This window comes from Polynucleobacter sp. VK25 (assembly GCF_018687355.1).
Classification (GTDB): domain Bacteria; phylum Pseudomonadota; class Gammaproteobacteria; order Burkholderiales; family Burkholderiaceae; genus Polynucleobacter.
Genome location: NZ_CP061288.1, coordinates 368,089 through 393,307, shown reverse-complemented (window position 1 = coordinate 393,307; position 25,219 = coordinate 368,089). Strand labels below are relative to the sequence as shown.

The 25,219-nt window shown below is 47.1% G+C and carries 26 protein-coding genes; 11 read left to right on the top strand and 15 right to left on the bottom strand.

Annotated elements, in window-relative coordinates:
- Positions 1 to 4: 4 nt before the first annotated feature.
- From lepB to AOC21_RS02125, 11 genes are all read right to left on the bottom strand, one after another.
- Positions 5 to 811 (bottom strand): signal peptidase I, encoded by an 807-nt coding sequence (lepB, locus tag AOC21_RS02175; RefSeq protein WP_215392176.1) that lies wholly within the window; start codon positions 809 to 811, stop codon positions 5 to 7.
- On the bottom strand, positions 811 to 2,616 hold the full coding sequence (gene lepA, locus AOC21_RS02170) for a translation elongation factor 4 (protein ID WP_215392175.1): 1,806 nt from the start codon (positions 2,614 to 2,616) through the stop codon (positions 811 to 813). The genes lepB and lepA overlap by 1 nt, the downstream gene beginning before the upstream one ends.
- 137 nt (positions 2,617 to 2,753) lie before the next feature.
- Entirely contained in the window at positions 2,754 to 4,202 is a 1,449-nt protein-coding gene (locus AOC21_RS02165; RefSeq protein WP_251371549.1) for a DegQ family serine endoprotease, read from the bottom strand.
- Positions 4,203 to 4,252: 50 nt separating this feature from the next.
- Positions 4,253 to 5,500, bottom strand: a complete 1,248-nt coding sequence (gene fabF, locus AOC21_RS02160; RefSeq protein WP_215392174.1) for a beta-ketoacyl-ACP synthase II — start codon at positions 5,498 to 5,500, stop codon at positions 4,253 to 4,255.
- Positions 5,501 to 5,521: 21 nt separating this feature from the next.
- Positions 5,522 to 5,761 carry an acyl carrier protein gene (gene acpP, locus AOC21_RS02155; protein WP_071464736.1) on the bottom strand — a complete coding sequence of 80 codons (240 nt, stop codon included), beginning with the start codon at positions 5,759 to 5,761 and terminating at the stop codon, positions 5,522 to 5,524.
- 100 nt (positions 5,762 to 5,861) lie between these two features.
- Positions 5,862 to 6,605, bottom strand: a complete 744-nt coding sequence (fabG, locus tag AOC21_RS02150) for a 3-oxoacyl-ACP reductase FabG (protein ID WP_215392173.1) — start codon at positions 6,603 to 6,605, stop codon at positions 5,862 to 5,864.
- A gap of 48 nt (positions 6,606 to 6,653) precedes the next feature.
- A complete protein-coding gene (gene fabD, locus AOC21_RS02145; RefSeq protein ID WP_215392172.1) occupies positions 6,654 to 7,589 on the bottom strand; it encodes an ACP S-malonyltransferase in 936 nt (311 codons plus the stop codon).
- A 59-nt stretch (positions 7,590 to 7,648) separates the two neighbouring features.
- The gene (locus AOC21_RS02140; RefSeq protein WP_215392171.1) at positions 7,649 to 8,635 is read right to left on the bottom strand and encodes a beta-ketoacyl-ACP synthase III; all 987 of its coding nucleotides are present in this window, start codon (positions 8,633 to 8,635) and stop codon (positions 7,649 to 7,651) included.
- Positions 8,632 to 9,645 carry a phosphate acyltransferase PlsX gene (gene plsX / locus AOC21_RS02135; protein WP_215392170.1) on the bottom strand — a complete coding sequence of 338 codons (1,014 nt, stop codon included), beginning with the start codon at positions 9,643 to 9,645 and terminating at the stop codon, positions 8,632 to 8,634. Before plsX ends, AOC21_RS02140 begins: the two co-directional genes overlap by 4 nt.
- An 83-nt stretch (positions 9,646 to 9,728) precedes the next feature.
- Positions 9,729 to 9,908, bottom strand: coding sequence for a 50S ribosomal protein L32 (rpmF, locus tag AOC21_RS02130; protein ID WP_011902241.1), 180 nt, complete (start codon positions 9,906 to 9,908; stop codon positions 9,729 to 9,731).
- A 105-nt stretch (positions 9,909 to 10,013) separates the two neighbouring features.
- A complete protein-coding gene (locus AOC21_RS02125) occupies positions 10,014 to 10,589 on the bottom strand; it encodes a YceD family protein (RefSeq protein ID WP_215392169.1) in 576 nt (191 codons plus the stop codon).
- A gap of 43 nt (positions 10,590 to 10,632) precedes the next feature.
- Between AOC21_RS02125 and AOC21_RS02120 the strand changes: the two genes are divergently transcribed.
- Entirely contained in the window at positions 10,633 to 11,229 is a 597-nt protein-coding gene (locus tag AOC21_RS02120) for a Maf family nucleotide pyrophosphatase (protein ID WP_215392168.1), read from the top strand.
- 13 nt (positions 11,230 to 11,242) lie between these two features.
- Positions 11,243 to 12,013 carry an SAM-dependent methyltransferase gene (locus AOC21_RS02115; protein WP_215392167.1) on the top strand — a complete coding sequence of 257 codons (771 nt, stop codon included), beginning with the start codon at positions 11,243 to 11,245 and terminating at the stop codon, positions 12,011 to 12,013.
- A gap of 26 nt (positions 12,014 to 12,039) precedes the next feature.
- On the opposite strand, the gene sppA is transcribed toward AOC21_RS02115, so the two are convergent.
- Genes sppA through AOC21_RS02100 form a run of 3 tightly spaced genes read right to left on the bottom strand, consistent with a single transcriptional unit; the run spans position 12,040 to position 14,725 of the window.
- A complete protein-coding gene (sppA, locus tag AOC21_RS02110) occupies positions 12,040 to 12,987 on the bottom strand; it encodes a signal peptide peptidase SppA (protein WP_215392166.1) in 948 nt (315 codons plus the stop codon).
- 17 nt (positions 12,988 to 13,004) lie between these two features.
- Positions 13,005 to 13,691 carry an HAD-IA family hydrolase gene (locus tag AOC21_RS02105; RefSeq protein WP_215392165.1) on the bottom strand — a complete coding sequence of 229 codons (687 nt, stop codon included), beginning with the start codon at positions 13,689 to 13,691 and terminating at the stop codon, positions 13,005 to 13,007.
- An 11-nt stretch (positions 13,692 to 13,702) separates the two neighbouring features.
- Entirely contained in the window at positions 13,703 to 14,725 is a 1,023-nt protein-coding gene (locus AOC21_RS02100) for an RluA family pseudouridine synthase (protein WP_215392164.1), read from the bottom strand.
- Between the two features lie 466 nt (positions 14,726 to 15,191).
- Between AOC21_RS02100 and AOC21_RS02095 the strand changes: the two genes are divergently transcribed.
- The 5 genes from AOC21_RS02095 (at position 15,192) to AOC21_RS02075 (ending at position 21,264) form a co-directional block, all read left to right on the top strand.
- The gene (locus AOC21_RS02095) at positions 15,192 to 17,819 is read left to right on the top strand and encodes an Rne/Rng family ribonuclease (RefSeq protein ID WP_215392163.1); all 2,628 of its coding nucleotides are present in this window, start codon (positions 15,192 to 15,194) and stop codon (positions 17,817 to 17,819) included.
- Positions 17,820 to 17,912: 93 nt separating this feature from the next.
- Positions 17,913 to 19,040: a GTP 3',8-cyclase MoaA gene (moaA, locus tag AOC21_RS02090; protein ID WP_215392162.1), complete on the top strand. Its 1,128-nt coding sequence runs from the start codon at positions 17,913 to 17,915 to the stop codon at positions 19,038 to 19,040.
- A complete protein-coding gene (mobA, locus tag AOC21_RS02085) occupies positions 19,040 to 19,645 on the top strand; it encodes a molybdenum cofactor guanylyltransferase MobA (RefSeq protein ID WP_215392161.1) in 606 nt (201 codons plus the stop codon). Before moaA ends, mobA begins: the two co-directional genes overlap by 1 nt.
- Positions 19,642 to 20,958, top strand: coding sequence for a gephyrin-like molybdotransferase Glp (gene glp, locus AOC21_RS02080; RefSeq protein ID WP_215392160.1), 1,317 nt, complete (start codon positions 19,642 to 19,644; stop codon positions 20,956 to 20,958). Before mobA ends, glp begins: the two co-directional genes overlap by 4 nt.
- A 12-nt stretch (positions 20,959 to 20,970) precedes the next feature.
- Complete coding sequence (locus AOC21_RS02075; protein WP_072583151.1) at positions 20,971 to 21,264, top strand: hypothetical protein; 294 nt, start codon at positions 20,971 to 20,973, stop codon at positions 21,262 to 21,264.
- A gap of 68 nt (positions 21,265 to 21,332) precedes the next feature.
- Here AOC21_RS02075 and AOC21_RS02070 read toward each other — a convergent pair whose 3' ends face one another.
- Positions 21,333 to 22,316 carry a D-glycerate dehydrogenase gene (locus AOC21_RS02070; RefSeq protein ID WP_215392724.1) on the bottom strand — a complete coding sequence of 328 codons (984 nt, stop codon included), beginning with the start codon at positions 22,314 to 22,316 and terminating at the stop codon, positions 21,333 to 21,335.
- A gap of 149 nt (positions 22,317 to 22,465) precedes the next feature.
- On the opposite strand from AOC21_RS02070, the gene fdxA reads away from it, so the two are divergent.
- The 4 genes from fdxA to AOC21_RS02050 are packed head-to-tail and all read left to right on the top strand — an operon-like array spanning position 22,466 to position 25,194.
- Positions 22,466 to 22,789 (top strand): ferredoxin FdxA, encoded by a 324-nt coding sequence (fdxA, locus tag AOC21_RS02065; protein WP_215392159.1) that lies wholly within the window; start codon positions 22,466 to 22,468, stop codon positions 22,787 to 22,789.
- Between the two features lie 20 nt (positions 22,790 to 22,809).
- Entirely contained in the window at positions 22,810 to 23,856 is a 1,047-nt protein-coding gene (locus AOC21_RS02060; protein ID WP_215392158.1) for an NAD(P)/FAD-dependent oxidoreductase, read from the top strand.
- Between the two features lie 43 nt (positions 23,857 to 23,899).
- Positions 23,900 to 24,694, top strand: coding sequence for a thymidylate synthase (locus tag AOC21_RS02055; protein ID WP_215392157.1), 795 nt, complete (start codon positions 23,900 to 23,902; stop codon positions 24,692 to 24,694).
- A gap of 11 nt (positions 24,695 to 24,705) precedes the next feature.
- Entirely contained in the window at positions 24,706 to 25,194 is a 489-nt protein-coding gene (locus tag AOC21_RS02050) for a dihydrofolate reductase (RefSeq protein WP_215392156.1), read from the top strand.
- Positions 25,195 to 25,219: the final 25 nt, after the last annotated feature.

Below are 25,219 nucleotides of genomic sequence, written 5' to 3'. Positions count from 1 at the left end.
ATTTTTACTCGAATCCGCCTATACGGCCAAGATTACCTAGGTTTAACCACACAAAGAAGGCTTTGCCGACGATATTTTTATCCGGCACAAAACCCCAGTAACGTGAGTCTGCACTGTTGTCACGGTTATCACCCATGGCGAAGTAATGCCCTGGAGGTACCTTACAGGTCACGCCAGATTGTTGATACTGGCAAAACTCAGAACCCGGAAAACGCTCGGTCGGAAATACAGTTGCAGGGCGATCCGGATCATTGAGGATGTCATGACGATTACCGCCCAAGTCTGCTGGGAAGGTTTCTGTGAAACGCTTGGCATAGCGCATGTTCTCAGGATCGAGGTACGGCTCGCCACCACTGTATTGCAATGCTTGGCCATTAATAGTCAGACGCTTATTCTCATACGTGATTTCATCACCTGGCAATGCCACTACACGCTTAATGTAATCCACTGACTCATCTCGTGGGTAACGGAACACCACCACATCGCCACGCTTGGGCGAACCTAAGTCAACTACCTTTTGATTCAACACTGGAAGGCGAATACCGTAGGTAAATTTATTGACCAAAATGAAATCGCCAATTTGCAATGTCGGAATCATTGAGCCCGAAGGAATCTTGAAAGGCTCAGCAATAAAAGAGCGTAAGACAAAGACTGCGCAAATGACAGGGAAGAAGCCAGCAGTGTATTCAAGCCATAAAGGCATGCGGTCATTACCGGCCAAACGTCTTTGCGGTGCAAAATGCAATTTATCTGCAACCCAAGCGATGCCGGAAACAATCACCAAGATGAAAAGGACTAAAGCAAAGTTCATTAATCCTCCACCTGCAGAATAGCCAAGAAGGCTTCTTGCGGAATTTCCACGTTACCTACTTGCTTCATACGTTTCTTGCCTTCTTTTTGCTTCTCTAATAACTTACGCTTACGAGAGATGTCGCCGCCGTAGCATTTAGCTAAAACGTTTTTACGCAGAGCTTTGACGTTTTCACGCGCAACGATATTGCTACCAATTGCCGCCTGAATAGCTACATCAAACATTTGACGAGGAATAATGCCGCGCATCTTCGCAACTACTTCGCGCCCACGATGCTGACTATTACTGCGGTGAACAATCACAGAAAGGGCATCAACCCGCTCGCTATTAATCAGAATGTCGACTTTGACCACATCTGCCGGCCGATATTCTTTGAACTCGTAATCCATAGATGCGTAACCACGTGAGATGGATTTCATTTTGTCAAAGAAGTCCAAGACAATCTCAGCCATCGGCAGCTCATATGTGAGCTTGACCTGACGACCTAGGTAATTCATATCCATCTGAATACCGCGCTTACCAACGCACAAGGTAATCATCGCCCCTACATACTCTTGTGGCATGTATAAATTGACCGTCACGATCGGCTCAAGAATGGTATTGATCTTGCTAGCCTCTGGCATCTTCGATGGGTTATCCACCATCATGAGCGTGCCGTCAGATTGTTCTACTTGATACACCACCGTTGGAGCGGTCGTGATGAGATTCATACCGTACTGGCGCTCTAAGCGCTCTTGCACAATCTCCATGTGCAACAAACCCAAGAAGCCACAACGGAATCCAAACCCAAGAGCCTGCGATACCTCTGGCTCATACAAGAGTGAAGCATCATTTAGCTTGAGCTTTTCAAGGGACTCACGCAACTGGTCATATTCACTAGCTTCTACTGGATATAAACCAGCAAAGACTTGCGGCTTCACCTCTTTGAAACCAGGCAGTGGCTCTGAAGCAGGCACTCTGCCTTGCTGTCCAGGAGTATGTGTAACGGTGTCGCCCACTTTGGCAGCTTTTAATTCTTTAATACCAGCAATCACAAAGCCCACTTGACCTGCAGATAACTCTGGGCGATCTACTGACTTCGGACTAAACACACCTACGTGCTCAACTAAATGGCTTGAGCCATTAGCCATTAAAGTAATTTTTTCTTTTGGTTTTAAGGTGCCGTTCACAACACGCACCAACATGACAACACCTACGTAGTTGTCAAACCAAGAGTCAATGATCAAAGCTTGCAATGGATCTGTTGCATTGCCCTTTGGCGGCGGTACCCTGGCAATCATTTCTTCGATCACATCCGTAACACCCATGCCAGTTTTGGCTGAGCAGGTCACTGCTTCAGACGCATCGATACCAATCACGTCTTCAATTTCTTTTTTAGCGCGATCAGGATCCGCTTGTGGCAAGTCAATCTTATTGAGAACGGGCACAACCTCAACACCCAGCTCTAGAGCCATATAACAGTTTGCAACCGTTTGCGCCTCAACGCCTTGGCTAGCATCCACCACTAACAAGGCGCCCTCACAAGCAGACAATGAGCGACTCACCTCGTAAGAGAAGTCAACGTGCCCCGGGGTATCGATGAGGTTGATGTTGTAGATCTTGCCGTCTTTAGCTTTGTAATTTAAAGCGGCTGTTTGCGCCTTAATGGTGATGCCGCGCTCACGCTCAATATCCATTGAGTCGAGAACTTGAGCTTCCATTTCGCGATCGGAGAGGCCACCACAGAGTTGAATAATGCGATCGGCAAGCGTCGATTTGCCGTGATCGATATGGGCGATGATAGAAAAATTGCGGATTAAATCCATAGCGTCTTAATAGGTCATTCAAAAAACGCCTTGTCAGAACGCACCACGATGATGCGCTGCAAAAAGTCGTCTTAAAGTGATTGTAATGGGGTGGCGCCCAAAAGGCGCCAAACCCCATTTTTAGGCCCAAAATAGGGTTATTTAGGCCTTACAGGGACTACCAAAGTGCTGTCAGCACGGCGAATAAAGACCGGAACAGCCTTATTGGCGTCCAAACCCTTCACCAGCGCCTCAAACTGCTTAACACTCGTAATATCAGCATCTGCAACCCGAATAATGACGTCTCCAGGTCGAATTCCGACTTTAGCCAGGGGGCCATCACCTAAACCGGTAACCTCAACCCCACCCTTGATATTTAAATCCTTCTTTTTGGCATCTGAAAGTTCGCTGACGCTAACACCGAGGGTGTTCGCACTACTGCTATTTGCTGCGGGTGTATCCGGCTTCTTGATGGCCGCCTGAGTAGATTCAGTATCCGTGACAGTAACATTTAAATCGCGAGCTCCACCCTTACGCCAAACTTGCACAGGCACAGAAGTACCTGGCTTGGTTTCACCAACGACTCTAGGCAAATCGGTGGACTTAGAAATATCTTTGCCATTGAAGCTCAGAATCACATCGCCTGCTTCAATTCCACCAGCAGCCGCGGGACCACCCGGTTCAACGTTACGAACATAAGCTCCACGTGGTTTACCCAAACCCAAACTCTCAGCCACTTCCTTGGTCATCTCACCCAAGGCAACGCCAATGCGGCCACGAGTCATCTTGCCATTGGTACGCAACTGATCTGCAACACGCATTGCCTCATCAATCGGAATTGCAAATGAAATTCCCATGTAGCCGCCAGAGCGACTAAAGATTTGAGAGTTGATGCCGATCACTTGACCAGCGGTATTTAAGAGTGGGCCACCAGAGTTACCTGGATTCACCGCAACGTCTGTCTGGATAAAGGGTAAATAGTCGCCAGTGTCGCGACTCTTGGCTGAGACGATACCTGCTGTGACCGTGTTCTCAAGGCCAAATGGAGAACCAATTGCCAGAACCCATTCACCAACTCGCACCCTAGATGAATCGCCTAAGGGCAACTTTGGTAAATCACGCGCTTCAATTTTGACAACCGCTACGTCAGTACGTTTATCCATACCCAGCAACTTTGCTTTGAACTCACGCTTATCAGTTAAGGTCACATAAATAGTAGTGGCACCTTCAACGACGTGCGCGTTAGTCAAAATTAATCCATTAGATTCAATAATGAATCCAGAGCCCACGCCTCGATCTGCCTCTTGTGGCTTACCAGGATTTGGTTGCGCCTGCTTAGGTCCATTCGGCATACCAGGAATAGGCACGCCAAAGAAGCGACGAAAAAATTCAGCTTGATCTTCAGGCATTCCAGGTATCCCACCTTGAGCCTGCTGCACTACTACTTTTTCAGTAGTGCGAATATTCACAACGGCTGGACTAGCGCGTTCAACCAAATCTGCAAAGTCAGGAATGGTCACCCGCGGATTTTGAGCAGAAGCTGTTGAGATGAACGTCAGTTGCCCAAGACTAAAAATAGCCATGAGCGCAATTAAGTACTTTTTCATAATGCTATAGACCTACTTGGTAAAGACCAACAATGAAGATAATTAGAATATTAGGTCAGTTTGCCAAAAATCAAGGTACCGTTAGTACCCCCAAAGCCAAAATTGTTTTTGACTGCATGGTCAATCTTCACATCCCTAGCGGTGTTGGCGCAGTAGTCCAAGTCACACTCAGGGTCTTGATTGAAGATATTGATCGTAGGTGGCGATTTTTGGTTATGAAGAGCCAAAATCGTGAAAACGGACTCCAAACCACCAGCACCACCCAAAAGGTGACCTGTCATAGACTTGGTGGAATTGATCAAGGTCTTCTTAGCGTGGTCGCCAAGAGCGGCCTTAATAGCGCCAGTTTCATTCTTGTCACCCAACGGCGTAGAAGTACCGTGAGCATTGATATATTGAATTTGATCAGCATTCAAGCCTGCATCACGCATTGCATTGACCATGCAACGGCGTGGACCATCCATATTTGGAGCGGTCATGTGATACGCATCACCACTCATGCCAAAGCCAAGGAGTTCGCAATAGATTTTTGCGCCGCGAGCTTTAGCATGTTCGTATTCTTCAAGCACTACTACGCCAGCACCCTCACCGAGAACAAAACCATCGCGGTCTTTATCCCAAGGACGTGATGCAGTTGCGGGATCATCATTGCGAGTAGATAACGCTCTTGCAGAAGCAAAGCCGCCAACACCCAAAGCAGAGATCGTGGATTCAGCACCACCGGCAACCATTACATCCGCATCACCATACTGAATTAAACGTGCAGCCAAACCGATGCTATGTAAACCAGTTGTACAAGCAGTGACCGCAGCAACGTTTGGGCCTTTAAGGCCAAACAAGATGCTGAGGTGCCCAGAAATCATATTGATGATTGAGCCCGGAACAAAGAATGGTGAGATGCGACGTGGGCCGCGAGCCAATAACTCAGCACCTGTTTCTTCAATCATCGGCAGGCCGCCAATACCGGAGCCAACCATGACGCCAACGCGCTCAGCGTTTTGCTCTGTAATCTCTAAACCACTATCTCGAATAGCTTGCGTGCCAGCAGCGATGCCGTAATGGATAAAAGTATCCATGTGACGCGCTTCTTTGGCAGAAACATATTCTTCAACATTGAAATCTTTCACCTCTCCAGCGAAATGAACGCTAAGCGGAGTGTGGTCAAACTTAGTGATGGTAGCAATGCCAGATTTGCCCGCGAGCAAATTAGACCAAGCTACATCAACTGAATTACCAACAGGTGAGATGAGGCCAAGGCCGGTAACAACTACCCGGCGTCGGCCATTTGATACTGACACAGTAGTACCTAAGCTAGGGAATTAACCCTGAGCTTTAGATTGAGCGAAGTCGATCGCGAGCTGAACTGTAGTGATCTTTTCAGCTTCCTCATCAGGAATTTCGATGCCGAATTCATCTTCTAAAGCCATAACCAGTTCAACAGTGTCAAGAGAGTCAGCGCCCAAGTCGTTCACGAAAGAAGATTCATTCTTAATATCTCCTTCTGCGACGCCTAATTGCTCAGCGACGATTTTCTTAACGCGTTGTTCGATGTTGTCCATTAATTTCCCCAGGGGTTGTAAAAACGATGAAAGGATTTTATCAGTTTGGCGGACCGAATTAGCAAATTCGCCTAAAAATGACCAAATCCTTGCTTTGCCGTTAGGCTAAATAGAGTCCGCCATTGACGTGTAGGGTGTTACCCGTAATGTAACCAGCAGCCGGAGAGGCTAAAAATGCCACTGCCTGGGCCACATCCTCTGGGCTACCCAATCTAGCCAAAGGAATGTTCACTTTTAGGGCATTTTGCTGCTCTTCACTCAAAGCACGGGTCATATCGGTATCGATAAATCCAGGGGCCACGCAATTGACAGTGATATTTCGACTGCCAATTTCACGAGCTAAGGCACGAGTCATTCCAGAAACGCCCGCTTTTGCAGCAGCGTAATTTGCCTGTCCAGGATTGCCCATATGACCAACAATAGAAGTGATATTAATAATGCGGCCACTACGTGCTTTCATCATTGGACGCATCACCGCTTGAGACAGGCGAAAAACTGAACTGAGGTTGGTATCAATCACGTCAGTCCATTCATCAGACTTCATGCGCATTGACAAGTTATCACGCGTGATACCCGCGTTATTTACCAAAATATTAATGCCGCCATACTCTTTTACGATCAAATCAATAATTTCTTCACAAGCATTTGGCGCGGTTACGTTCAATACCTTACCGGCGCCGCCCGAAGCCTTCAAACGCTCATCAATCGCTCTAGCACCACTCTCTGAGGTAGCAGTGCCAATCACCTTAGCGCCGCACTTCACTAACTCGTCTGCAATTGCTTGACCGATTCCACGTGAGGCACCAGTTACTAAGGCAATTTGTCCGCTTAAGTCGAGATTCATATTTGTCTTCCGCTGTTTTAAATACTTCTTGTATTTTATTTATCGATTTTATTTGAAGCTTGCCAGAACTTCATTCAAGCTAGCTTCGTCAAATACTGGCACACCAGTAACTTGATCATTAATGCGCTTAGTAAGGCCCGCCAATACTTTGCCAGGACCGCACTCCACCACTTGAGTGATACCTTGAGAGGCCATGGCCTGAATAGTTTCTTGCCAGCGTACCGGCTTAGCAGCTTGACGCACCAATGCATCTTTAATTGCTGCAGGGTCATTCAAGATTTCAACATCCACGTTATTAATCACGGAAATACTGGGGACCTTAAATTCAATATTAGCCAAGTAGCCTTTGAGTTTTTCAGAGGCGGGTTGCAACAAAGAAGAATGAAATGGTGCAGATACTGGCAATGGCAATGCACGTTTAGCGCCAGCTGCTTTTAATAACTCGCATGCTTTGGTAACAGCATCACTTGCGCCCGCAATGACCACTTGACCGGGGGCATTGAAATTCACAGCTTCAACTACACCACCAGATGCTGCACTAGCTTCAGCACAAACCTGAATCACGGCTGCATCATCTAAACCTAGAATAGCCGCCATACCGCCAGTACCCACTGGCACAGCACTTTGCATCGCTTCAGCACGGAAACGCACTAAAGGCACTGCATCCTTAAAAGCAATCACGCCAGAAGCCACCAATGCAGAGTACTCGCCAAGACTATGACCAGCCATCACCTTAGGGGCGGGACCACCCGCAGCTAACCAGGCGCGATAAAAAGCCACAGCAGCAGTCAACATCACAGGCTGCGTATTGGTAGTTAATGACAAAGCCTCTGCAGGGCCTTCAGCAATGAGCTTTGCAACATTTTCACCCAGGGCTTCGGAAGCCTCTTGTAATGTTGCACGTACTTCTGGACGCTCAGAAATAGAGTTGAGCATACCGACAGATTGAGAGCCTTGACCTGGGAATACAAATGCAAATGTCATGTGATTAATTCGCTAGTGAAAGAAATTAAAGAGATGGATAAATAAGAGGTGAACTGTTCTTAATATTTAATGGCAACCGCGCCCCAAGCGAAACCACCACCAACACCCTCTAACAAAAGATGTTGACCACGCTTGATTTGTCCAGAGCGCACTCCAGAATCCAGTGCCAATGGAATAGAGGCAGCTGAGGTATTGCCATGCTCATGAACGGTAACAATTACCTTATCCATGGACATGCCCATCTTTTTGGCTGTGCCTTCCATAATGCGAATGTTGGCTTGATGCGGCACTAACCAATCGATTTGCTCAGGCTTGAGATTCGCTTTTTCAAGCACCTCATGTGCGACTTGCTCTAAGACTTTGACAGCAAGCTTAAAGACAGCGGGACCGTCCATGGTCATGAATGGTGAGCCATGCACTTCACCATTCCCAGCACGCCCAGGAACGCACAAAATATCGCGCTGACTACCATCAGCATGAAGTGCAGTAGATAAAATGCCTGCTTCTTTAGAGGCCTCGAGCACGACAGCTCCAGCACCATCGCCAAATAAGACGCAAGTTCCGCGATCTTGAAAATTGAGGATGCGTGAGAAGGTCTCAGCACCAATCACTAATACTTTTTTGTATGAACCAGAACGAATAAACGCATCTGCAATAGCAAGTGCATAAGTAAAGCCAGCACATACTGCTTGCACATCGAAAGCTGCACAAGCAGTATGTGCGCCTAATTTGTCTTGCACTACACAAGCCGTACTTGGAAAGCCACCTAAATGGTCTGGCGTAGACGTAGCCAAAATAATCAGATCTAAATCTTCAGAGGTAATGCCTGCGCTATCTAATGCAGCTTGTGAAGCCTTCACTGCTAGATCACTCGTCAACTCATTCTGAGCCGCGAAGTGACGCGCAGAAATACCACTACGTGTTTTAATCCACTCATCGCTGGTCTCTAAGCCAGTTTTGGCGAGACGCTCAACTAAATCCTGGTTGGTTAGGCGCAACTCGGGAAGATAACTACCAGTACCGGCCACTCTTGCAAAGATACTCATTCTTTTGTCTCCACCACAAACGCTGCAGCAATACGCTCTACCATGCGGTTCTTAGCTGCTTCATAGGCGCGGTCTAAAGCAAAGCCAAAGGCAAAGCGATCAGCAGAACCATGACTCTTGATTACGCAACCACGCAAACCCAACAATACCGCGCCGTTATAACGACGATGATCAACGCGCTTACGAACTCTCAGCAATGGCACCATAGCGCAAATCGCCATTAACTTGGTAAGCCATGAGCGATTAAATTCTTGGCGAATCAATCCGCTCATCATTTTTGCCAAACCTTCGCTACCTTTTAGAACAGCGTTACCAACGAAACCATCGCACACCACGATATCTGTAGTGCCTTTGAAAATATCATTGCCTTCTACATTGCCATAAAAATTTAAAGCAGTTTGACGAAGTAGTTCACCGGTTTGCTTCACTACCTGATTACCCTTGATCACTTCTTCACCAATATTAAGAAGGCCAATTGAAGGGTTTTGTTTGCCATCCACCACTTGCACCATCACATTAGCCATTTCGGCAAACTGGACTAAATGCATAGGCTCACAGTCGGCATTCGCTCCGAGATCCAACATAGTCGTGCCGAGCCCAAGTTCATTGGGGATAGCAGCAGCAATCGCAGGACGATCAACGCCATCCAGTGTTTTCAGAATATAGCGAGAAATCGCCATGAGCGCGCCAGTATTGCCAGAAGAGATCACAGCATCAGCAGCGCCCTCTTTCACTTGTTCGATGGCAACACGCATGGAAGAATCTTTTTTGCGACGTAAGGCAACCTCGATAGGATCATCCATCAAGACAACTTCACTAGCAGGAATAATTTGAATGCGCTCCATAGGAGCTTTGGGGGATTTACTCAAGGCTTGCTTGATTAAATCGGGATCGCCAACAAGGGCAATCTTCACATCAGAGTGTTTTTCTAAAAAATCACAGGCAGCTGGAACCGTCACGACGAGTCCATGATCTCCGCCCATGGCATCAATAGCGAGAGTAACGCTCATAAGCTCATTGATTGCTGCAATTGATTTATCCAAGAAAAAAGCGGCTTTTACTGGAGCCGCTTCAATCTGTTTAGACTAAAAAATTAGTCGTTTTTAGTTTTAACAACTTTACGACCACGATAGTAGCCGTTAGGTGAAATGTGGTGGCGCAAATGAGCCTCACCAGTTGTGGCTTCAACAGCCGTAGCAGGTGCGGTCAAGAAGTCGTGCGCACGGTGCATGCCACGTTTGGAAGGTGATTTTTTGTTTTGTTGAACGGCCATATTGAACTCCTAAGCAAGGCGATATTCTAGCATGGAAATACGCCTAAATGCTTGATTTATTGACAAAAGATACTTAAAACAACAGCTGAAATCAGACCTCAGATTTCAGTTTTTCTTCATATTTTTCAATATGTTAAAGGGATTTTCCCGCTCATTTGAGGCCCCCTCCTCATCCCCATCCCCAAAGGTGGATGCATGGGGCTCACAAAAACCATCGGGATGTTTTGGAATCAGCGGCAAAGACAGCAAAACCTCATCCTCAATGGTTTCCAGGAGGTTGAAGTGTTGATTTACGACCAGGGGCTCTTGCTCCTCGTCCTCAAGAGGGTATTCATCGGCCTCAGAATCTGTCAAAACCAGAATAAATCGACGTTTTTCGTCCAAATCAACCGCACAATCCTGCAAACAACGCTGGCAGATGAGGTTTAGACGCCCTTTTAGGCCTAATTCGAGAATTTGATGAGGCTCGCTTCCAGGAGAATCTTCAAAATAAGTCTCCACAGACCAATGAAAGCCATCGCCTGGACTGACGGCCGAAGCCTCTTCTGCCACTCTTGGCATGTCTAGGATGCCAAGAAATCCTGCGCCTTTGTAAGATTGAGGGGCACAAAAATCTATCCTCTTTAAAGCGCTAGGCTCAGCAGATAGTTCGACTTGAGGTAAAACTTGATTACGATTCATAGCATCAGTCTAAATGAAGCTGCACTTGAAAGCACAGAACACCATGAGTAGTTTCCAAAACCCACCCCTAATCCTGGGATCTACATCCCAATACCGCCGCGAACTATTAGAGCGTCTGCGTATTCCATTTGAAGTCATTTCACCGAAGGTCGATGAAACACCACTTACTGGCGAGAGCACCCTTGATTTAGCGCTACGCCTAGCACATGCCAAAGCAGCAGCGGTTGCTAAACAACATCCAGATACTTGGGTGATTGGCTCTGATCAAGTTGCGGATCTCTGTGGCGCAGCGATTGGCAAACCCGGAAATTTTGAAAGAGCACTAGCGCAGCTACAACTCATGCGTGGTCAAACTGTAACCTTTCAAACAGCACTGTGTTTGATGAAGGGTGAAGCGCAAACTACGTTATGCATTCCTACTGAAGTCACCTTTCGCAAACTTCCAGACAGCGCTCTCGAGGCTTACCTGATGGCTGAAGAACCTTATGATTGCGCTGGTAGTGCCAAGTCAGAAGGGCTTGGCATCAGCCTACTAGAGTCAATCAAGAGTGCTGACCCAACCGCTTTAATTGGCTTACCCCTGATTGCCTTAACAGGCTTATTACGTGATGCTGGTTTCGTAATTCCACCCAAGAAATAAGAAAAAGTTATTCATGAGCACACTCGGCACTCTGTATTTGGTTCCCAACACATTGGGCGATGATGGTCGTGTAGAACAATTACCCTGGGTGCTGCCATCTGAAACGATTTCACAATCCGCTAAGTTAAAACATTGGATTGTTGAGGATGCCAAGACAGCGCGGGCGCTATTAAAAGCAATTGACTCTGTTTCTCCATTGGTATGCACTATTCAAGAAATGCAAATGAGTGAATGGCGTGGTGCTGCACGTAACGCCAAGTATGGTGACTCCGTAAAGCCCGCAGATTTACTCAAACCATTACTTGCTGGACATGACATGGGATTGATGTCTGAAGCAGGCGTACCTGGTGTTGCAGACCCTGGGGCAGAGCTAGTATTGGCAGCACATAAGCTGGGCGCCAAAGTAAAACCACTGATTGGCCCTAGCTCTATTTTGTTAGGCCTAATGGCAAGTGGACTCAACGGTCAACGCTTTGCATTTCAGGGCTACTTGCCTCATGACACACATGAGCGCACAGCTAAGCTAAAGCAATTAGAAGTGGAGTCTCGCAAATTACAACAAACGCAAATTTGGATTGAGACGCCCTATCGCAATACTGCGATGCTGATGGCTTGCATCAACTCGCTAGCGCCACAAAGCTTGCTCTGTCTTGGAGTGGATCTTAGCCTGCCATCGGAAATGATCACAACACTATCGATTGCAGATTGGCGCAAACGCTACCCGAATGAAGCTGCCTGTGCCTCACTACAAAATAGGCCAACAGTATTTCTACTATTGGCCTAGTCGGACCTCTTATTTAGTTTGTTGCTTTATTTAAGATCCGGAGTCTTTACCAAAGCTTTACCAGCAGCAGCGCCAGCCTCAGCGCCAAAGCGCTTAGCAACCCGCTCGGCAAAGTTTTCCTTCATGGTGTAGTCCAGAATATCAGGCGCTTTAAAGATATCGCGTGCAACGGTATCCACCGTTCCATACCCATCAGCTAAACCAATCTTGACGGCCTGTTCACCATTCCAGATACGACCAGAAAATAAATCTGGAATATCTTTTAAGCGATCGCCACGACCTTCTTTCACCACCGCAATAAATTGTTGATGAATTTCATCAATCATGGTCTTCACCATCTCAGTTTGCTTTGGATTCTCTTTGCTAAAAGGATCCAACATGCCCTTATTAGAGCCTGATGTAATCATGCGACGAGTAACACCTAACTTGTCCATCAAGCCGGTGAAACCAAAACCTTCCATGATCACGCCAATAGAACCTACCAAGCTAGCTTTATCAACCAAGATTTGATCGGCAGCCACTGCAACGTAGTAGCCACCAGATGCACAAATATCTTCGACTACAACATAAAACGGCTTCTTGGGGTAAAGCTTACGCAAGCGATGAATCTCATCATTGATCATGCCCGCCTGAACTGGAGAGCCTCCAGGACTATTAATGCGTAATACAACACCGGCACTATTTTCATTCTCAAATGCAGATAACAAAGAAGAATTGATATCCATCGCATTAGCCATTGAACTCGATGAGATCTCGCCCTCTAATGTCACTAAGGCTGTGTGCTTTTCTACTCCCATACCTTTGCCTGGGAGATGAAAATCAAATATGGAAAGCAAGGCGCCCACGATGACCAATAAAGTCAGAATCCGCAAGACTACCCTCCAGCGACGTGCCTTACGAGTCTCTTTTAAGTTCTCCAAGAGGAGGTGCTCAAGCGCTTGACGCTCCCAGTTAGGGTTAGGATTATTTTCCATCTATCAATTCCTTCGTGTTACTCATTGGATTGCAAATTATTTTTAAGCCATTGTGAAAGTTGCGCGACATCATCCACATGCGCCAATGAAGGTGATTCCTTCAGAGTGCTCGGAGGATGAGCACCATAAGTCACCGCTACCGCATCGACACCAGCATTCGCTGCCATATCCAAGTCATGCGTTGTATCACCGATCATCAGCATGCGACGAGTCGGCACCTGGGTCACATCTGAGAGCTCAAGCAACATTCCTGGATGTGGCTTAGAAAAAGATTCGTCTGCAGTACGAGTCTCATGAAAGAGATGTCCAATTTGATGATGTTTGAGCGAGCGATCTAAACCCACGCGGGACTTTCCTGTAGCAACACTTAGCAGAAACTGTTGATCATGCAACTCTTGCAAAAGCTCTCGGATACCAACAAATAAATCAAGCTCATGATCTTTTGCCAGGTAGTGATATCGGAATCGCTCGGTAAGTTTTGGAAAATGAATTGGCTCTATCCAGGGGACTGCTCTACGTAGCGAATCCTGAATTCCCAAACCAATCACTGAACTCGCCAAAGTGTCGTCTGGCGCCTTAAAGCCCAAGTCACGACAAGCCTGCTGAATGCAATGCACGATTGTCGGCGTGGAATCCATGATGGTGCCATCCCAATCCCACACAATCAGGTCATAAGGGCGGTTCAATTTATTTGCTTGAGACATTTTCTTGATTCTTATTTTGGCTGCTCAAAGTTTTTCATCATGGCCGTAAATTCGGGAGGTAATGGTGATTCAATCCGCATTTTTTCACCAGTACGTGGATGAGTAAAGCCAGCTAGATGAGCGTGTAGATATAAGCGTTTAGATTTAATCTGCTTATCCAGATCCTCAAAGCCATACTTATCATCACCCAAAATCGCGTGTCCCAATTTTTGCAAGTGAACCCGAATCTGATGGGTACGCCCGGTCTTGAGCTGGGCTTCAGCCAAAGTAATGGCTGCATCTTCATGCTTGAGTATTTTGGTGACCCTTAAGGCTGTATGGCTTGGCAAGCCATCTGGATCAACCCGAACGCGCCGCTCGCCATTCGGTAAAAGATATTTATGGAGCGGATATTTAAGCTGCATTGTTTGCGCGCCCTGAATAATTTCACCATGTGCAAGCAAGTAATAGCGCTTATCGGTTTGACCCTCACGAATTTGTCGATGCAGCTCTACTAAGGCACTGCGCTTTTTGGCTAAGAGCAAAACTCCTGAAGTATCTCGATCTAGGCGATGTACCAACTCTAAAAACTTGAGTTCAGGTCTAGTAATGCGCAGCGTTTCAATTACCCCAAGTGCAATACCGGAGCCGCCATGGACGGCCAAACCGGTTGGCTTATTCACTATTAAGAGTGCTTCATCCTCAAAAAGGATGGGCATCTTGTCCGAATAGCCATGAGCCCGGGATTTAGTTTGGGCGGAATTGACTGCAGCCATTTGCGCGGGTTCAGCAATCCGGACTGGGGGAACGCGCACCACGTCGCCCTCAATCAGACGAGTGGTTGGCTCGGCCCGCTTTTTATTCACCCGGACTTCCCCGGAGCGAATAATTCGGTAAACGTGGCTTTTAGGAACCCCTTTAGCCCAGCGTAATAAGTAGTTATCCAAGCGTTGGCCAGCCTCTTCCGGACCGATGGTCTGAAGTTGAACTGCAGCGGGTGCTGAAGAAGTAGGCATTTTTACCTTTAAAGGCATGGAAATAGGTTCGGATTTCATGATTTATCTCTCTTGTGACCCCGGCGGGGGACGACAAGGGACTCAACAATACCCCATTGTCACGCAACTTGTGCCGTATAATCAACGCTCTAGCCAATTTATTGGCCCGAGACCAACCTGAAGTCAGGTTTGAATCGTGGAGCTTGGAGTCGCCCTTTAAAAGACTCCCGGGGTTGCCCCTCCCCCGTTGTAATGAGGCGCAGGGTTGGTGTGCCGTATGCCGCGACCCGCGATTAGAAGACAGTTTTCAGGCGCGCGCCTGCATTGATGACCTAAAGGAGGTCTCTGCGGCGATCGTCAAGTGTGGCACCAAATTAACCAACAGTTAAGCTGGTGAACTAGGCAAAAAATGTCTAGATTTGCATGATCCACACTCATTAACCGCCTTGGGCTTAGTCCCAAGTGGTATTTAACTTGTCCCCTAACGCAGCGCGCAACGACGCCCTCCCCCATAGGAGAGTGTTATATGAAACGCATGTTGTTTAATGCAACTCAACAAGAAGAGTTGCGAGTTGCCATCGTCGATGGTCAAAAACTCATTGATATTGATATCGAAGCTGCCGGTCGTGAACAACGCAAAGGCAACATTTACAAAGGTGTCATCACCCGCATTGAACCTTCCCTTGAGGCCTGCTTTGTCAATTACGGCGAAGAGCGTCATGGCTTCTTGCCATTCAAGGAAGTAGCCCGTAGTTACTTTAAAGAAGGTATCGATGTCCGCAATGCTTCCATCAAGGATGCTTTGCGCGAAGGTCAAGAAATCATTGTTCAAGTAGAAAAAGAAGAGCGCGGCCAAAAAGGCGCAGCCCTCACGTCCTTTATCTCCTTGGCGGGCCGTTATTTGGTCTTGATGCCAAACAACCCACGTGGAGGTGGCGTTTCCCGCCGCATTGAAGGTGAAGACCGTCAAGAACTCCGTGAAGCAATGGCTCAATTAGAAGTAGCAGATGGCATGAGCATCATTGCTCGTACCGCTGGTATTGGTCGAGACGCCACTGAATTGCAGTGGGACTTAAGTTACCTCATGCAATTGTGGAAAGCGATTGATGAAGCCGCTAAGGGCAACTCTGCTCCACTATTGATTTACCTTGAATCCAGCTTGGTGATTCGCGCTATTCGCGATTACTTCCAGCCTGATATTGGCGAGATCCTCATCGATACCGATGATATCTACGAACAAGCTGCAGCATTTATGTCTGTAGTGATGCCTGACAACTTGCCGCGCGTGAAGCGTTACCAAGATGACGTGCCTTTGTTCTCTCGTTTCCAAATTGAGCATCAAATTGAAACTGCGTACTCACGCACTGTGCCATTGCCATCTGGCGGCGCAATCGTGATCGACCACACTGAAGCCTTGGTTTCTGTGGACGTTAACTCGGCACGCGCAACTCGTGGCTCCGATATTGAAGAGACAGCGACTCGCACTAACTTAGAAGCTGCCGATGAAATCGCCCGTCAAGCACGTTTACGTGACTTGGGTGGCTTGATTGTGATCGACTTTATCGACATGGAGTCCAGCAAAGCGCAGAAGGATGTTGAGAATCGCTTGCGTGATGCCCTGCGCCATGACCGCGCCCGCGTTCAAATGGGCAAGATCTCCAAGTTTGGCTTGATGGAAATGTCTCGTCAGCGCTTGCGTCCTGCGTTGTCTGAAGGTAGCCATGTAACCTGCCCACGCTGTAACGGCACTGGCCACATTCGCGACACTGAATCTTCTGCATTGCAAGTTCTGCGCATCATCCAAGAAGAGGCAATGAAGGAAAACACAGCAGCAATTCATACTCAGGTGCCAGTCGAAGTGGCTGCCTTCCTCTTGAATGAAAAGCGTGCTGAAGTCATCAAGATTGAAACGCGCTTCAAAGTAAATGTGTTGATGGTTCCAAATAAGCACTTAGAAACTCCGCATTACAAACTAGAGCGTTTGCGTCATGACGATCCACGTCTTGATGATCAAAAAGCCAGCTATGTGATGGCGGAAGAAGCCGCTCGTGAACTCGAGACAGACACAACAGTAAGCAAAAAAGATGCTGATGTAAAAGTGCGCCCAGAAGCTGCTGTTAAAGGCATCACACCAACACAACCTGCGCCAATGAGCCAGCCACGCCCTGCTCGCACTGAAACAGTAGCGAAAGCAGAAAGCACTGGTGGTTTCTTTGGATTTATTAAGAGTCTCTTTGGTTCATCGCCAGCAGTTGAAGAGAAGCCAGCACCAAGTAACCCACGTGGTCGCAATCAAGGCCGCAATGGTAACGATCGCAATCGTGGTCGCAATCGCCGTGGCGAACGTACTGAACGCCCAGCAGCGAATGCAGCCGAAGGTACTCCAGCAGAGGGTGGCAACAATAATCGTGGTCGCAACAACCGTAACGGTAACCGCAACCAGGGCAATCAAAATGGTCCTAAGCCAGAGCGTCAAGCTAATCCAGCAGCAGTAACACCTGCAACTGAAGCAGCTCCTGGTAGCGAAACTACTCCAGCTGCGGATGGTGAAGAGCGTCGTGGTCGTGGTCGCAACCGTCGTGGTCGTGGTCGCGGTCAACGTGGCGAGCGTACTGAAGGCGGTAATGACACAACTAGTGCATCAGCAACTGCAGTGACTGCTAGTCCATTTGCAGGTCCTCCAGTTGGAATGGGCGGCGCATCTGCAAGCATGCCGATTCAGAACATCGTCAATAGTTTTGGCAATGCTAAACCTGTTGCAGAGAAACAAGAAAGACAAGAGCGCGCACCGCGTCCTCCACGTCAATCAAATCGCCCTGCGCAAAATTCTGCTCCTGCATCAACTTCTACATCTACAACGACTCCAGCACCTGTTGCTGTAGCGGCCCCGAAGTTGGAAGTGATTGCTAAACCTGCTCCAGAACTTCCTAAGGTTGCTTTCCAAGCACTTGAAGAAACTCCGTTGCATAGCGTGGTTCAATCAGCCGGCATGATTTGGGTCGCTACCGACTCTTCAAAGCATGCTGAAGCACAAAGCCAGATCCAGGCAGAGCCTGTTGCCCATAACTTGGGCAGGGCACCTAAACCTGCTGTTAGCCTTCATGATGGTCCAATGGTTCTAGTTGAAACCGGCGGCCAAGAAAAAACGGTTTAAGGCATCTAAAGCTTTTTCTCCAGACCGTCATTTATCCCACAAGGATATTTGGCGGTTTGGCAGAAACCCCGTTTCACAGCCATAATTGCGTACATGGTTGAAAAAGTAAACCCAAAGGTAATCCCGATACGAATTGATGAAGGCAAAGGCCTGACGCCATCTATTGGCGAGCAGCTTGTTGCGCCTCACAGCCATACAAAAGATATTCGGGGACGTACATTGAGAGATCTGCGCATCTCCGTAACCGATCGCTGTAACTTCCGCTGCACCTATTGCATGCCTAAGGAAGTATTCGACCAAAACTATCCTTACCTAGCCCATAAAGAATTACTGAGCTTTGAAGAAATCACTCGTCTCACTACTATCTTCTCTACCTTGGGTGTTGAAAAAATTAGATTAACTGGTGGCGAGCCCCTGCTTCGCAAAAATCTGGAAGTGCTGATTGAGATGTTGGCAAAAATTCAGACTTCTGAAGGTAAGCCACTAGATCTCACGCTCACTACCAATGGCAGTATCTTGCGCAAGAAAGCTGCTGCATTAAAAGCGGCTGGCTTACAAAGATTAACCGTCAGTCTTGATGGCTTGGATGATGCGATCTTCAAAAAAATGAATGACGTTGATTTTCCGGTAGCTGATGTGCTCGATGGCATTAAAGCGGCACAAGAGGTTGGCTTTGAAAACATCAAAGTCAATATGGTGGTGAAAAAAGGGACCAACGATCATGAGATTGTTGCAATGGCCAAACACTTCAAAGGTAGCGGTGTCATTCTGCGTTTTATTGAATTCATGGATGTAGGCAGTTCGAATGGATGGAATATGGAGCAAGTCCTCCCCTCCAAAGAAGTCATTGCCCGCATTAATGCAGCATTCCCACTGGAGCCAGTTGAGGCCAACTACGCTGGTGAAGTTGCCCAGCGCTGGCGTTATGTTGATGGTTCGGGTGAAATTGGTGTGATCTCTAGCGTTACCCAAACTTTTTGTCATGAATGCACTAGGGCACGTATTTCTACTGATGGGCAAATGTATCTCTGCCTCTTTGCCAATGAAGGATTTGATTTCAAAACCTTGCTGCGTTCAGGCAAAAGCGATTTAGAAATTGCCAATGCAGTAATGAACACCTGGTCGACCCGCGATGATCACTATTCCGAAATTCGTGGCTCCCATACCGCCAATCTATCTTCCATCAATCGCAAGGTTGAGATGTCTTATATTGGTGGTTAATGATTTCAACTAAAGACATTACCGGACTCATACTTGCTGGCGGTCGTGCACAACGTATGGGTGGCATTGATAAGGGGTTAATTCCATTCCATGGAAAGCCGCTGATTGAGTCAGCAATTGCAAAGTTAAAGCCTCAGGTACAAACCATAGTGGTCAATGCCAATCGCAATATTACAAAGTATGCGGGCTATGGCTACCCCGTCATCATGGACGAGACACCCGATTTTTCAGGGCCCTTGGCTGGGTTCTCCGTTGGCTTGAAGGCGTGCAAGACGTCTTACTTACTGACCTCACCGTGCGACTCACCCTTACTCCCAAATAATCTCGCAGAATTATTGCTTGCCGAGCTGGAGCAAGGTGATTTTCAACTGGTCTACGCCTCTAGTAGAGAATCTGATGGCAAGGTATGGGCACAACCTGTGTTTTGTTTAATGCACGCAAACCTACAAGACTCTCTTGCTAACTTTTTACTAAAGGGTGATCTCAAAATTGATCGCTGGTTTAAAGAGTTAAGAAGTGGCACTGTGGTTTTTGAAGATCCGCAAGTGTTTGCCAATGTTAATACCCCCGAAGAACTCAAGTCACTAGAAGAAGTATCGGCATGAGCCATTCCCCTAACCAGCCTATTCTCTTGACTTCATCACTGCACGTTGATGATGCACGTAAAGCAATTTCAGCATTAGTCAGTGACCTCATTGCTGAGGCGACTGCTCTTCATGATCCTACTGATATTGAAACCATTCCACTAGATCAAGCCATCAATCGCATATTGGCAGTTGACTTACTCTCACCAATCGATGTTCCAGCCGCAGATAATTCTGCAATGGACGGCTTCGCATTTAATGGTAGTTGTTTAGATACCAATAACGCAGTCATTGCTTTAACCATAGTTGGCACAGCCTATGCAGGCAAGCCTTATGAAGGCAGCATTGGCCACGGTGAATGCCTCAAAATTATGACGGGTGCAGTCATGCCAGCAGGTTGCGATACCGTTATTCCGCAAGAGTTCACAACCGCAAAAAATGAATCGACGATTGAATTCAAGCAGGATCAATTAAAGCTTGGCGAAAACCGTCGTCTTCGTGGCGAAGATCTTCAACAAGGTAAGCCTGCTATTGCAGCCGGTCGCTTATTGCGTCCGTCTGATTTAGGTCTAGCAGCTTCCTTAGGCATTGCCTCACTTTCAGTAAAGCGAAAATTGAAGGTGGCCATTTTGTCATCTGGTGATGAGCTGCGCTCCTTAGGCCAAACATTGGATGCCGGCAGTATTTATGACAGTAATCGCTATAGCCTGACTGGTTTACTCAATCGTCTAAATCTAGAGATCATTGACTGTGGAATTGTGCGCGATGATCCCGCCTCTTTGAAGCAAGCATTTATTGAAGCAGCGAGCAAAGCGGATGTATTGATTTCCTCTGGAGGCGTATCTGTTGGTGAGGCAGATTTCACTAAACAGATTATGCAAGAGTTGGGCGATGTCGGTTTTTGGAAGATCGCGATGCGTCCAGGTCGCCCCATGGCCTTTGGAGTCCTAAAGCCAGTTGCTGGGAAATCGCCTGCCCGTAAAACCCTTTTCTTCGGCTTGCCAGGAAACCCAGTAGCAGTCATGGTGACCTTTTACCAATTTGTCCGTGCAGCCCTTCTACAGCTCAATGGCGCCAATGAAACTGCACCGCCACTGATGCAGGCTATTGCCGAAGCGCCCATCCGGAAAAAGCCAGGTCGCACTGAATTTCAGCGTGCCATTCTGGGGCGCAGCTCCGATGGCAAACCAACCGTTCGACTAACGGGCAGCCAAGGCGCCGGGATTTTGCGCTCGATGAGTGAAGCTAATTGCTTTGTCATCCTAGGTCACGAGCAGAGCAATGTTGCCGCTGGAGACTGGGTAGATATAGCGCTTTTTGATGGACTGCTTTAAGATTGCGTCATCATGAAACTTAGCAAAAAAGAACTCGTCTTTCTCGACCCAATGCATACCGCCAAAACCTTGGTTTTGGTTTACCTCTGCTTCTCCGTTCCAATCGTATTGTTGGCACTATTTGTAGCCTTCATTCGCGACGGCGCTATCCCTGGATTTACTGTGCTTTCCGCACTCATTCTCAATGCCCTGCTTGGTTTTGGATTGCTGTGGATTGCATGCAAAGTGTATAACTGGGTTGCAGGTAAGTTCGGTGGTATTGAATTAGCCTTACGCGAACTTCCAGAAGAAATTGATGCTGAATAAATAAATTCATTTTCGGAGTAATCTCCAAGTAATAAAGCCGAGTAATACTCGGCTTTATTTTTTACTGACTAAGCCTTATAGGCTTCTGCATTAATCAGACTAGGCGGCTTCTTTCCATTTAGTGCGGCGCGTAAATTTTCTACCGCTAGATCAACCATAGCTCTACGTGTTTTTTCAGTCGCACTTGCAATGTGTGGAGCAAGTACCACATTACTCAACTTTAATAAGTCAGGATGGACTTTAGGCTCACCTTCAAATACATCGAGGCCAGCAGCAAAGATCTTCTTATCCTTCAGAGCTTGCGCTAGTGCAGCATCGTCCACAATGCCACCACGGGCAATGTTTATCAGGGTCGCCGTCGGTTTCATCAGGGCAATTTCTTTTGCGCCTATGGTGTGATGACTCTCGGCGCTATAAGGCAATACCAAGACCACATGATCAGCAGTGCGTAGCAATTCTTCTTTAGAGACATACTTTGCACCGCACGCTTTTTCATCAGCATCCGATAGATGGCTACGGTTGTGATAAATCACATTCATACCAAAACCTAAGGCACGTTTAGCAATGCCCTGGCCAATACGTCCCATACCAATAATGCCTACAGTACTGTGATGCAAATCCATACCTAGTGGATTGTTCACAATTGACCACTTATCCCATTGGCCTGCACGCACCCAATGCTCGGATTCAGTAATCCGTCTTGCAGTTGCCATGAGCAAGGCAAAACCAAAGTCAGCCGTTGTATCGGTCAAAACATCTGGGGTATTCGTTGCCATCACTCCAGCAGCGGTGATTGCTAGAACATCAAAATTGTTGTATCCCACAGAAATATTGGCAACTACTTTTAAGTCTTTAGCATTCGCTAAAGCATTCGCATCAATTCTTTCGCTCCCTGCAACCAAAGCCCCTACAACTCCAGAGAGTTCTTTTTGCAACTCTTCAGGACTAAAAATTCGATCCTCTTGATTGGATCGAACCTCAAAGGATTCCTCCAGTTTGGCTAAAGCCTCTGGAAAAATGGCTCTTGCCACCAAAATTCTGGGTTTTTGCATCCCTGCCTGGGTATTGGACTGTGTATTCATAGTGGGAACTTTACCTTAAGTAAATAGAGGGCTTTGCCTGAAAAATAGGCTATTTCGGCTAAAATTGAGCTTTTATAACTTAGCACCCGTCTTTTTGGGGCTCTTGAAACAAAACCACCATGACTTACGTTGTTACCGAAGCTTGTATCCGCTGTAAATACACTGACTGCGTTGATGTTTGCCCAGTCGACTGTTTCCGCGAAGGCCCTAATTTTCTGGTGATCGATCCAGACGAGTGCATTGACTGTGCGGTTTGTGTTCCAGAGTGCCCAGTGAATGCCATTTACGCTGAAGACGACGTACCAGGTGATCAACAAGCATTCATCAAATTGAATGCCGATCTTTCCCCCTCATGGACTTCCATTACAAAGTCTAAAGAAGCGCTTCCAGATGCTGAAGAGTGGAAAGATGTTAAAAATAAACTGGATCAGCTAGTAAAGTAATTTTCTAGCCCAAGCAATTCGTGTCACACTCACCCATAGAAACCGATGCCGTCATCATTGGCGCCGGTCCAGTGGGTCTCTTTCAGGTTTTTGAACTAGGCCTGCTAGAAATTAAAGCCCATGTCATTGATTCACTTCCCGAGGTTGGCGGTCAATGCATTGAGCTTTATCCAGATAAACCTATCTACGATATTCCTGCGATTCCAGTGTGTACCGGTCGCGAGCTTACCAATAATTTACTGAAACAAATTGAACCCTTCGGCGCCCAGTTCCACTTGGGTCAAGAGGTTACTGAGCTTGAAGGTCGAGCTGATGGGCGATTTCTCATTAGCACCTCACTAGGCAATCACTTCCTAAGTAAAACCGTCTTTATTGCTGGTGGTGTAGGGGCATTCCAGCCGCGCACCATTAATCTTGAAGGTATTGATACCTTTGTAGGCAAGCAACTTTTTTATCACGTTAAAAATCCTGAGCAGTTTGCTGGCAAAAGAATTGTGATTTGTGGTGGCGGTGATGCAGCTCTAGATTGGGCGATTCATTTTGCAGAGATTGCAGCGAGTGTTACTTTGATTCATCGCCGTGATGACTTCAAGGCTGCACCAAAATCGATTGCGAGAATGCGCGAGCTTTGCGCTAACAATCAGATGCAATTATTAATCGGTCAAGTGACTGCTTATGAAGCGAAAGATAGCCTACTTTCTGAGATTACCTTCACCAATATTGATGGTGATGCAAAACAGATTCCACTAGATGATCTTTTGGTGTTCTACGGACTCTCCCCTAAGTTGGGTCCGATTGCGGAGTGGGGTCTAAATATCGATCGCAAACAAATCTGCGTGGATACCGAGAAATTCCAAACCAGCATCCCCGGAATTTATGCAGTTGGCGACATCAATGTTTACCCAGGCAAGAAGAAGCTGATTCTGTCTGGATTTCATGAAGCCGCCTTAGCTGCCTTTGCGGCCGCAGCGTACTTGAACCCCGAAAAGCAGATTCAGCTTCAATATACGACCACCTCGCCCAAGCTTCACAAGGCTCTCGGAGTAAAGTCCCCCACATTCGAGTAAGCTATCCTTAATTCGTTAATACACCACTATTTTTAGCCCACATATGCATCAATATCACGATCTCATGAAAGAAGTCCTCGCTAAGGGGGTTCAAAAGTCTGACAGAACTGGAACTGGTACGGTCTCCGTATTTGGACACCAGATGCGCTTTAACCTAGCCGACGGCTTTCCGATGGTGACTACTAAAAAGCTTCACCTCAAGTCCATCATTTATGAATTACTCTGGTTCCTCCAGGGCAGCACTAACAATAATTGGCTGAAAGAGCGCGGCGTATCGATTTGGAATGAATGGGCAGCACCCGATGGTGATTTAGGCCCTATCTATGGTTATCAGTGGCGCTCATGGCCTGCACCCAATGGTCAGCACATCGATCAAATCTCAGAAGTGGTTGAGACCATCAAGAAAAATCCAGACTCACGTCGCATTATTGTTTCCGCTTGGAACGTAGCTGACATTCCTCGCATGGCTTTAGCGCCTTGTCATGCTTTCTTTCAGTTTTATGTAGCGGATGGTAAGTTGTCATGCCAACTCTACCAACGTAGTGCCGATATTTTCTTAGGCGTGCCATTTAATATTGCCAGCTATGCTTTGCTGACACATATGATGGCGCAGCAATGCAATCTAGAGGTGGGTGACTTTATTTGGACTGGCGGTGATTGCCATTTATATAGCAACCATCTAGAGCAAGTAGAGCTGCAGCTATCAAGGGACTTTTTCCCGCTGCCCAAGCTCAATATTTTGCGCAAACCTGAATCCATCTTTGATTACGAGTTTGAAGACTTCGAAATCGTTGGCTATGAATCACATCCCCACATTAAAGCTCCTGTAGCCATCTAAGAAGCGTACTTATGACTCAACCTGCTATTTCCATGATTGTTGCGCGCTCGCGTAATCACGTTATTGGCCGCGATAATCAAATGCCCTGGAAGATCTCAGCTGACTTGCAGTTTTTTAAGCGCGTCACAATGGGTCATCCGGTCATCATGGGCCGCAAGACTTGGGAATCCATTGGACGCCCTCTGCCTGGACGCCGCAATATCGTAGTCAGCCGCAATGCAGACTACAAAGCTACTGGCGGTGAGCTAGTTGGCTCTCTCGATGAAGCATTGAATAGCTTAAGTGAGTTCCCACGTGTTTTCGTTATTGGTGGTGAACAGCTCTTTATGCAAGCATTTGCCAAGGCAGATCGTCTCTACATTACAGAAATTGATCTAGATGTTGAGGGGGGCGATACTTTCTTTGAAGTGCCTAATGAGTCAGACTGGAAAGAGGTAGAACGAACACCGGGATCTGAAGGCGACATAAGCTTTAGCTTTATTACGCTAGAGCGAAAATAAAAAGGACCCCACAGGGTCCTTTTTT

Excerpts from the sequence above, each read along its gene's own strand:
- AOC21_RS02070 (WP_215392724.1), bottom strand. The coding sequence starts at position 22,316 with ATGCAAAAACCCAGAATTTTGGTGGCAAGAGCCATTTTTCCAGAGGCT.
- AOC21_RS02125 (WP_215392169.1), bottom strand. The coding sequence starts at position 10,589 with ATGAATCGTAATCAAGTTTTACCTCAAGTCGAACTATCTGCTGAGCCT.
- AOC21_RS02105 (WP_215392165.1), bottom strand. The coding sequence starts at position 13,691 with ATGTCTCAAGCAAATAAATTGAACCGCCCTTATGACCTGATTGTGTGG.
- fdxA (WP_215392159.1), top strand. The coding sequence starts at position 22,466 with ATGACTTACGTTGTTACCGAAGCTTGTATCCGCTGTAAATACACTGAC.
- fabG (WP_215392173.1), bottom strand. The coding sequence starts at position 6,605 with ATGAATCTCGACTTAAGCGGACAAATTGCCTTAGTAACTGGTGCCTCA.
- acpP (WP_071464736.1), bottom strand. The coding sequence starts at position 5,761 with ATGGACAACATCGAACAACGCGTTAAGAAAATCGTCGCTGAGCAATTA.
- lepB (WP_215392176.1), bottom strand. The coding sequence starts at position 811 with ATGAACTTTGCTTTAGTCCTTTTCATCTTGGTGATTGTTTCCGGCATC.
- sppA (WP_215392166.1), bottom strand. The coding sequence starts at position 12,987 with ATGGAAAATAATCCTAACCCTAACTGGGAGCGTCAAGCGCTTGAGCAC.
- fabD (WP_215392172.1), bottom strand. The coding sequence starts at position 7,589 with ATGACATTTGCATTTGTATTCCCAGGTCAAGGCTCTCAATCTGTCGGT.
- AOC21_RS02100 (WP_215392164.1), bottom strand. The coding sequence starts at position 14,725 with ATGAAATCCGAACCTATTTCCATGCCTTTAAAGGTAAAAATGCCTACT.
- rpmF (WP_011902241.1), bottom strand. The coding sequence starts at position 9,908 with ATGGCCGTTCAACAAAACAAAAAATCACCTTCCAAACGTGGCATGCAC.
- AOC21_RS02140 (WP_215392171.1), bottom strand. The coding sequence starts at position 8,635 with ATGAGTATCTTTGCAAGAGTGGCCGGTACTGGTAGTTATCTTCCCGAG.
- AOC21_RS02120 (WP_215392168.1), top strand. The coding sequence starts at position 10,633 with ATGAGTAGTTTCCAAAACCCACCCCTAATCCTGGGATCTACATCCCAA.
- lepA (WP_215392175.1), bottom strand. The coding sequence starts at position 2,616 with ATGGATTTAATCCGCAATTTTTCTATCATCGCCCATATCGATCACGGC.
- AOC21_RS02050 (WP_215392156.1), top strand. The coding sequence starts at position 24,706 with ATGACTCAACCTGCTATTTCCATGATTGTTGCGCGCTCGCGTAATCAC.
- mobA (WP_215392161.1), top strand. The coding sequence starts at position 19,040 with ATGATTTCAACTAAAGACATTACCGGACTCATACTTGCTGGCGGTCGT.
- AOC21_RS02075 (WP_072583151.1), top strand. The coding sequence starts at position 20,971 with ATGAAACTTAGCAAAAAAGAACTCGTCTTTCTCGACCCAATGCATACC.
- glp (WP_215392160.1), top strand. The coding sequence starts at position 19,642 with ATGAGCCATTCCCCTAACCAGCCTATTCTCTTGACTTCATCACTGCAC.
- AOC21_RS02055 (WP_215392157.1), top strand. The coding sequence starts at position 23,900 with ATGCATCAATATCACGATCTCATGAAAGAAGTCCTCGCTAAGGGGGTT.
- AOC21_RS02115 (WP_215392167.1), top strand. The coding sequence starts at position 11,243 with ATGAGCACACTCGGCACTCTGTATTTGGTTCCCAACACATTGGGCGAT.
- moaA (WP_215392162.1), top strand. The coding sequence starts at position 17,913 with ATGGTTGAAAAAGTAAACCCAAAGGTAATCCCGATACGAATTGATGAA.
- AOC21_RS02165 (WP_251371549.1), bottom strand. The coding sequence starts at position 4,202 with ATGAAAAAGTACTTAATTGCGCTCATGGCTATTTTTAGTCTTGGGCAA.
- AOC21_RS02095 (WP_215392163.1), top strand. The coding sequence starts at position 15,192 with ATGAAACGCATGTTGTTTAATGCAACTCAACAAGAAGAGTTGCGAGTT.
- plsX (WP_215392170.1), bottom strand. The coding sequence starts at position 9,645 with ATGAGCGTTACTCTCGCTATTGATGCCATGGGCGGAGATCATGGACTC.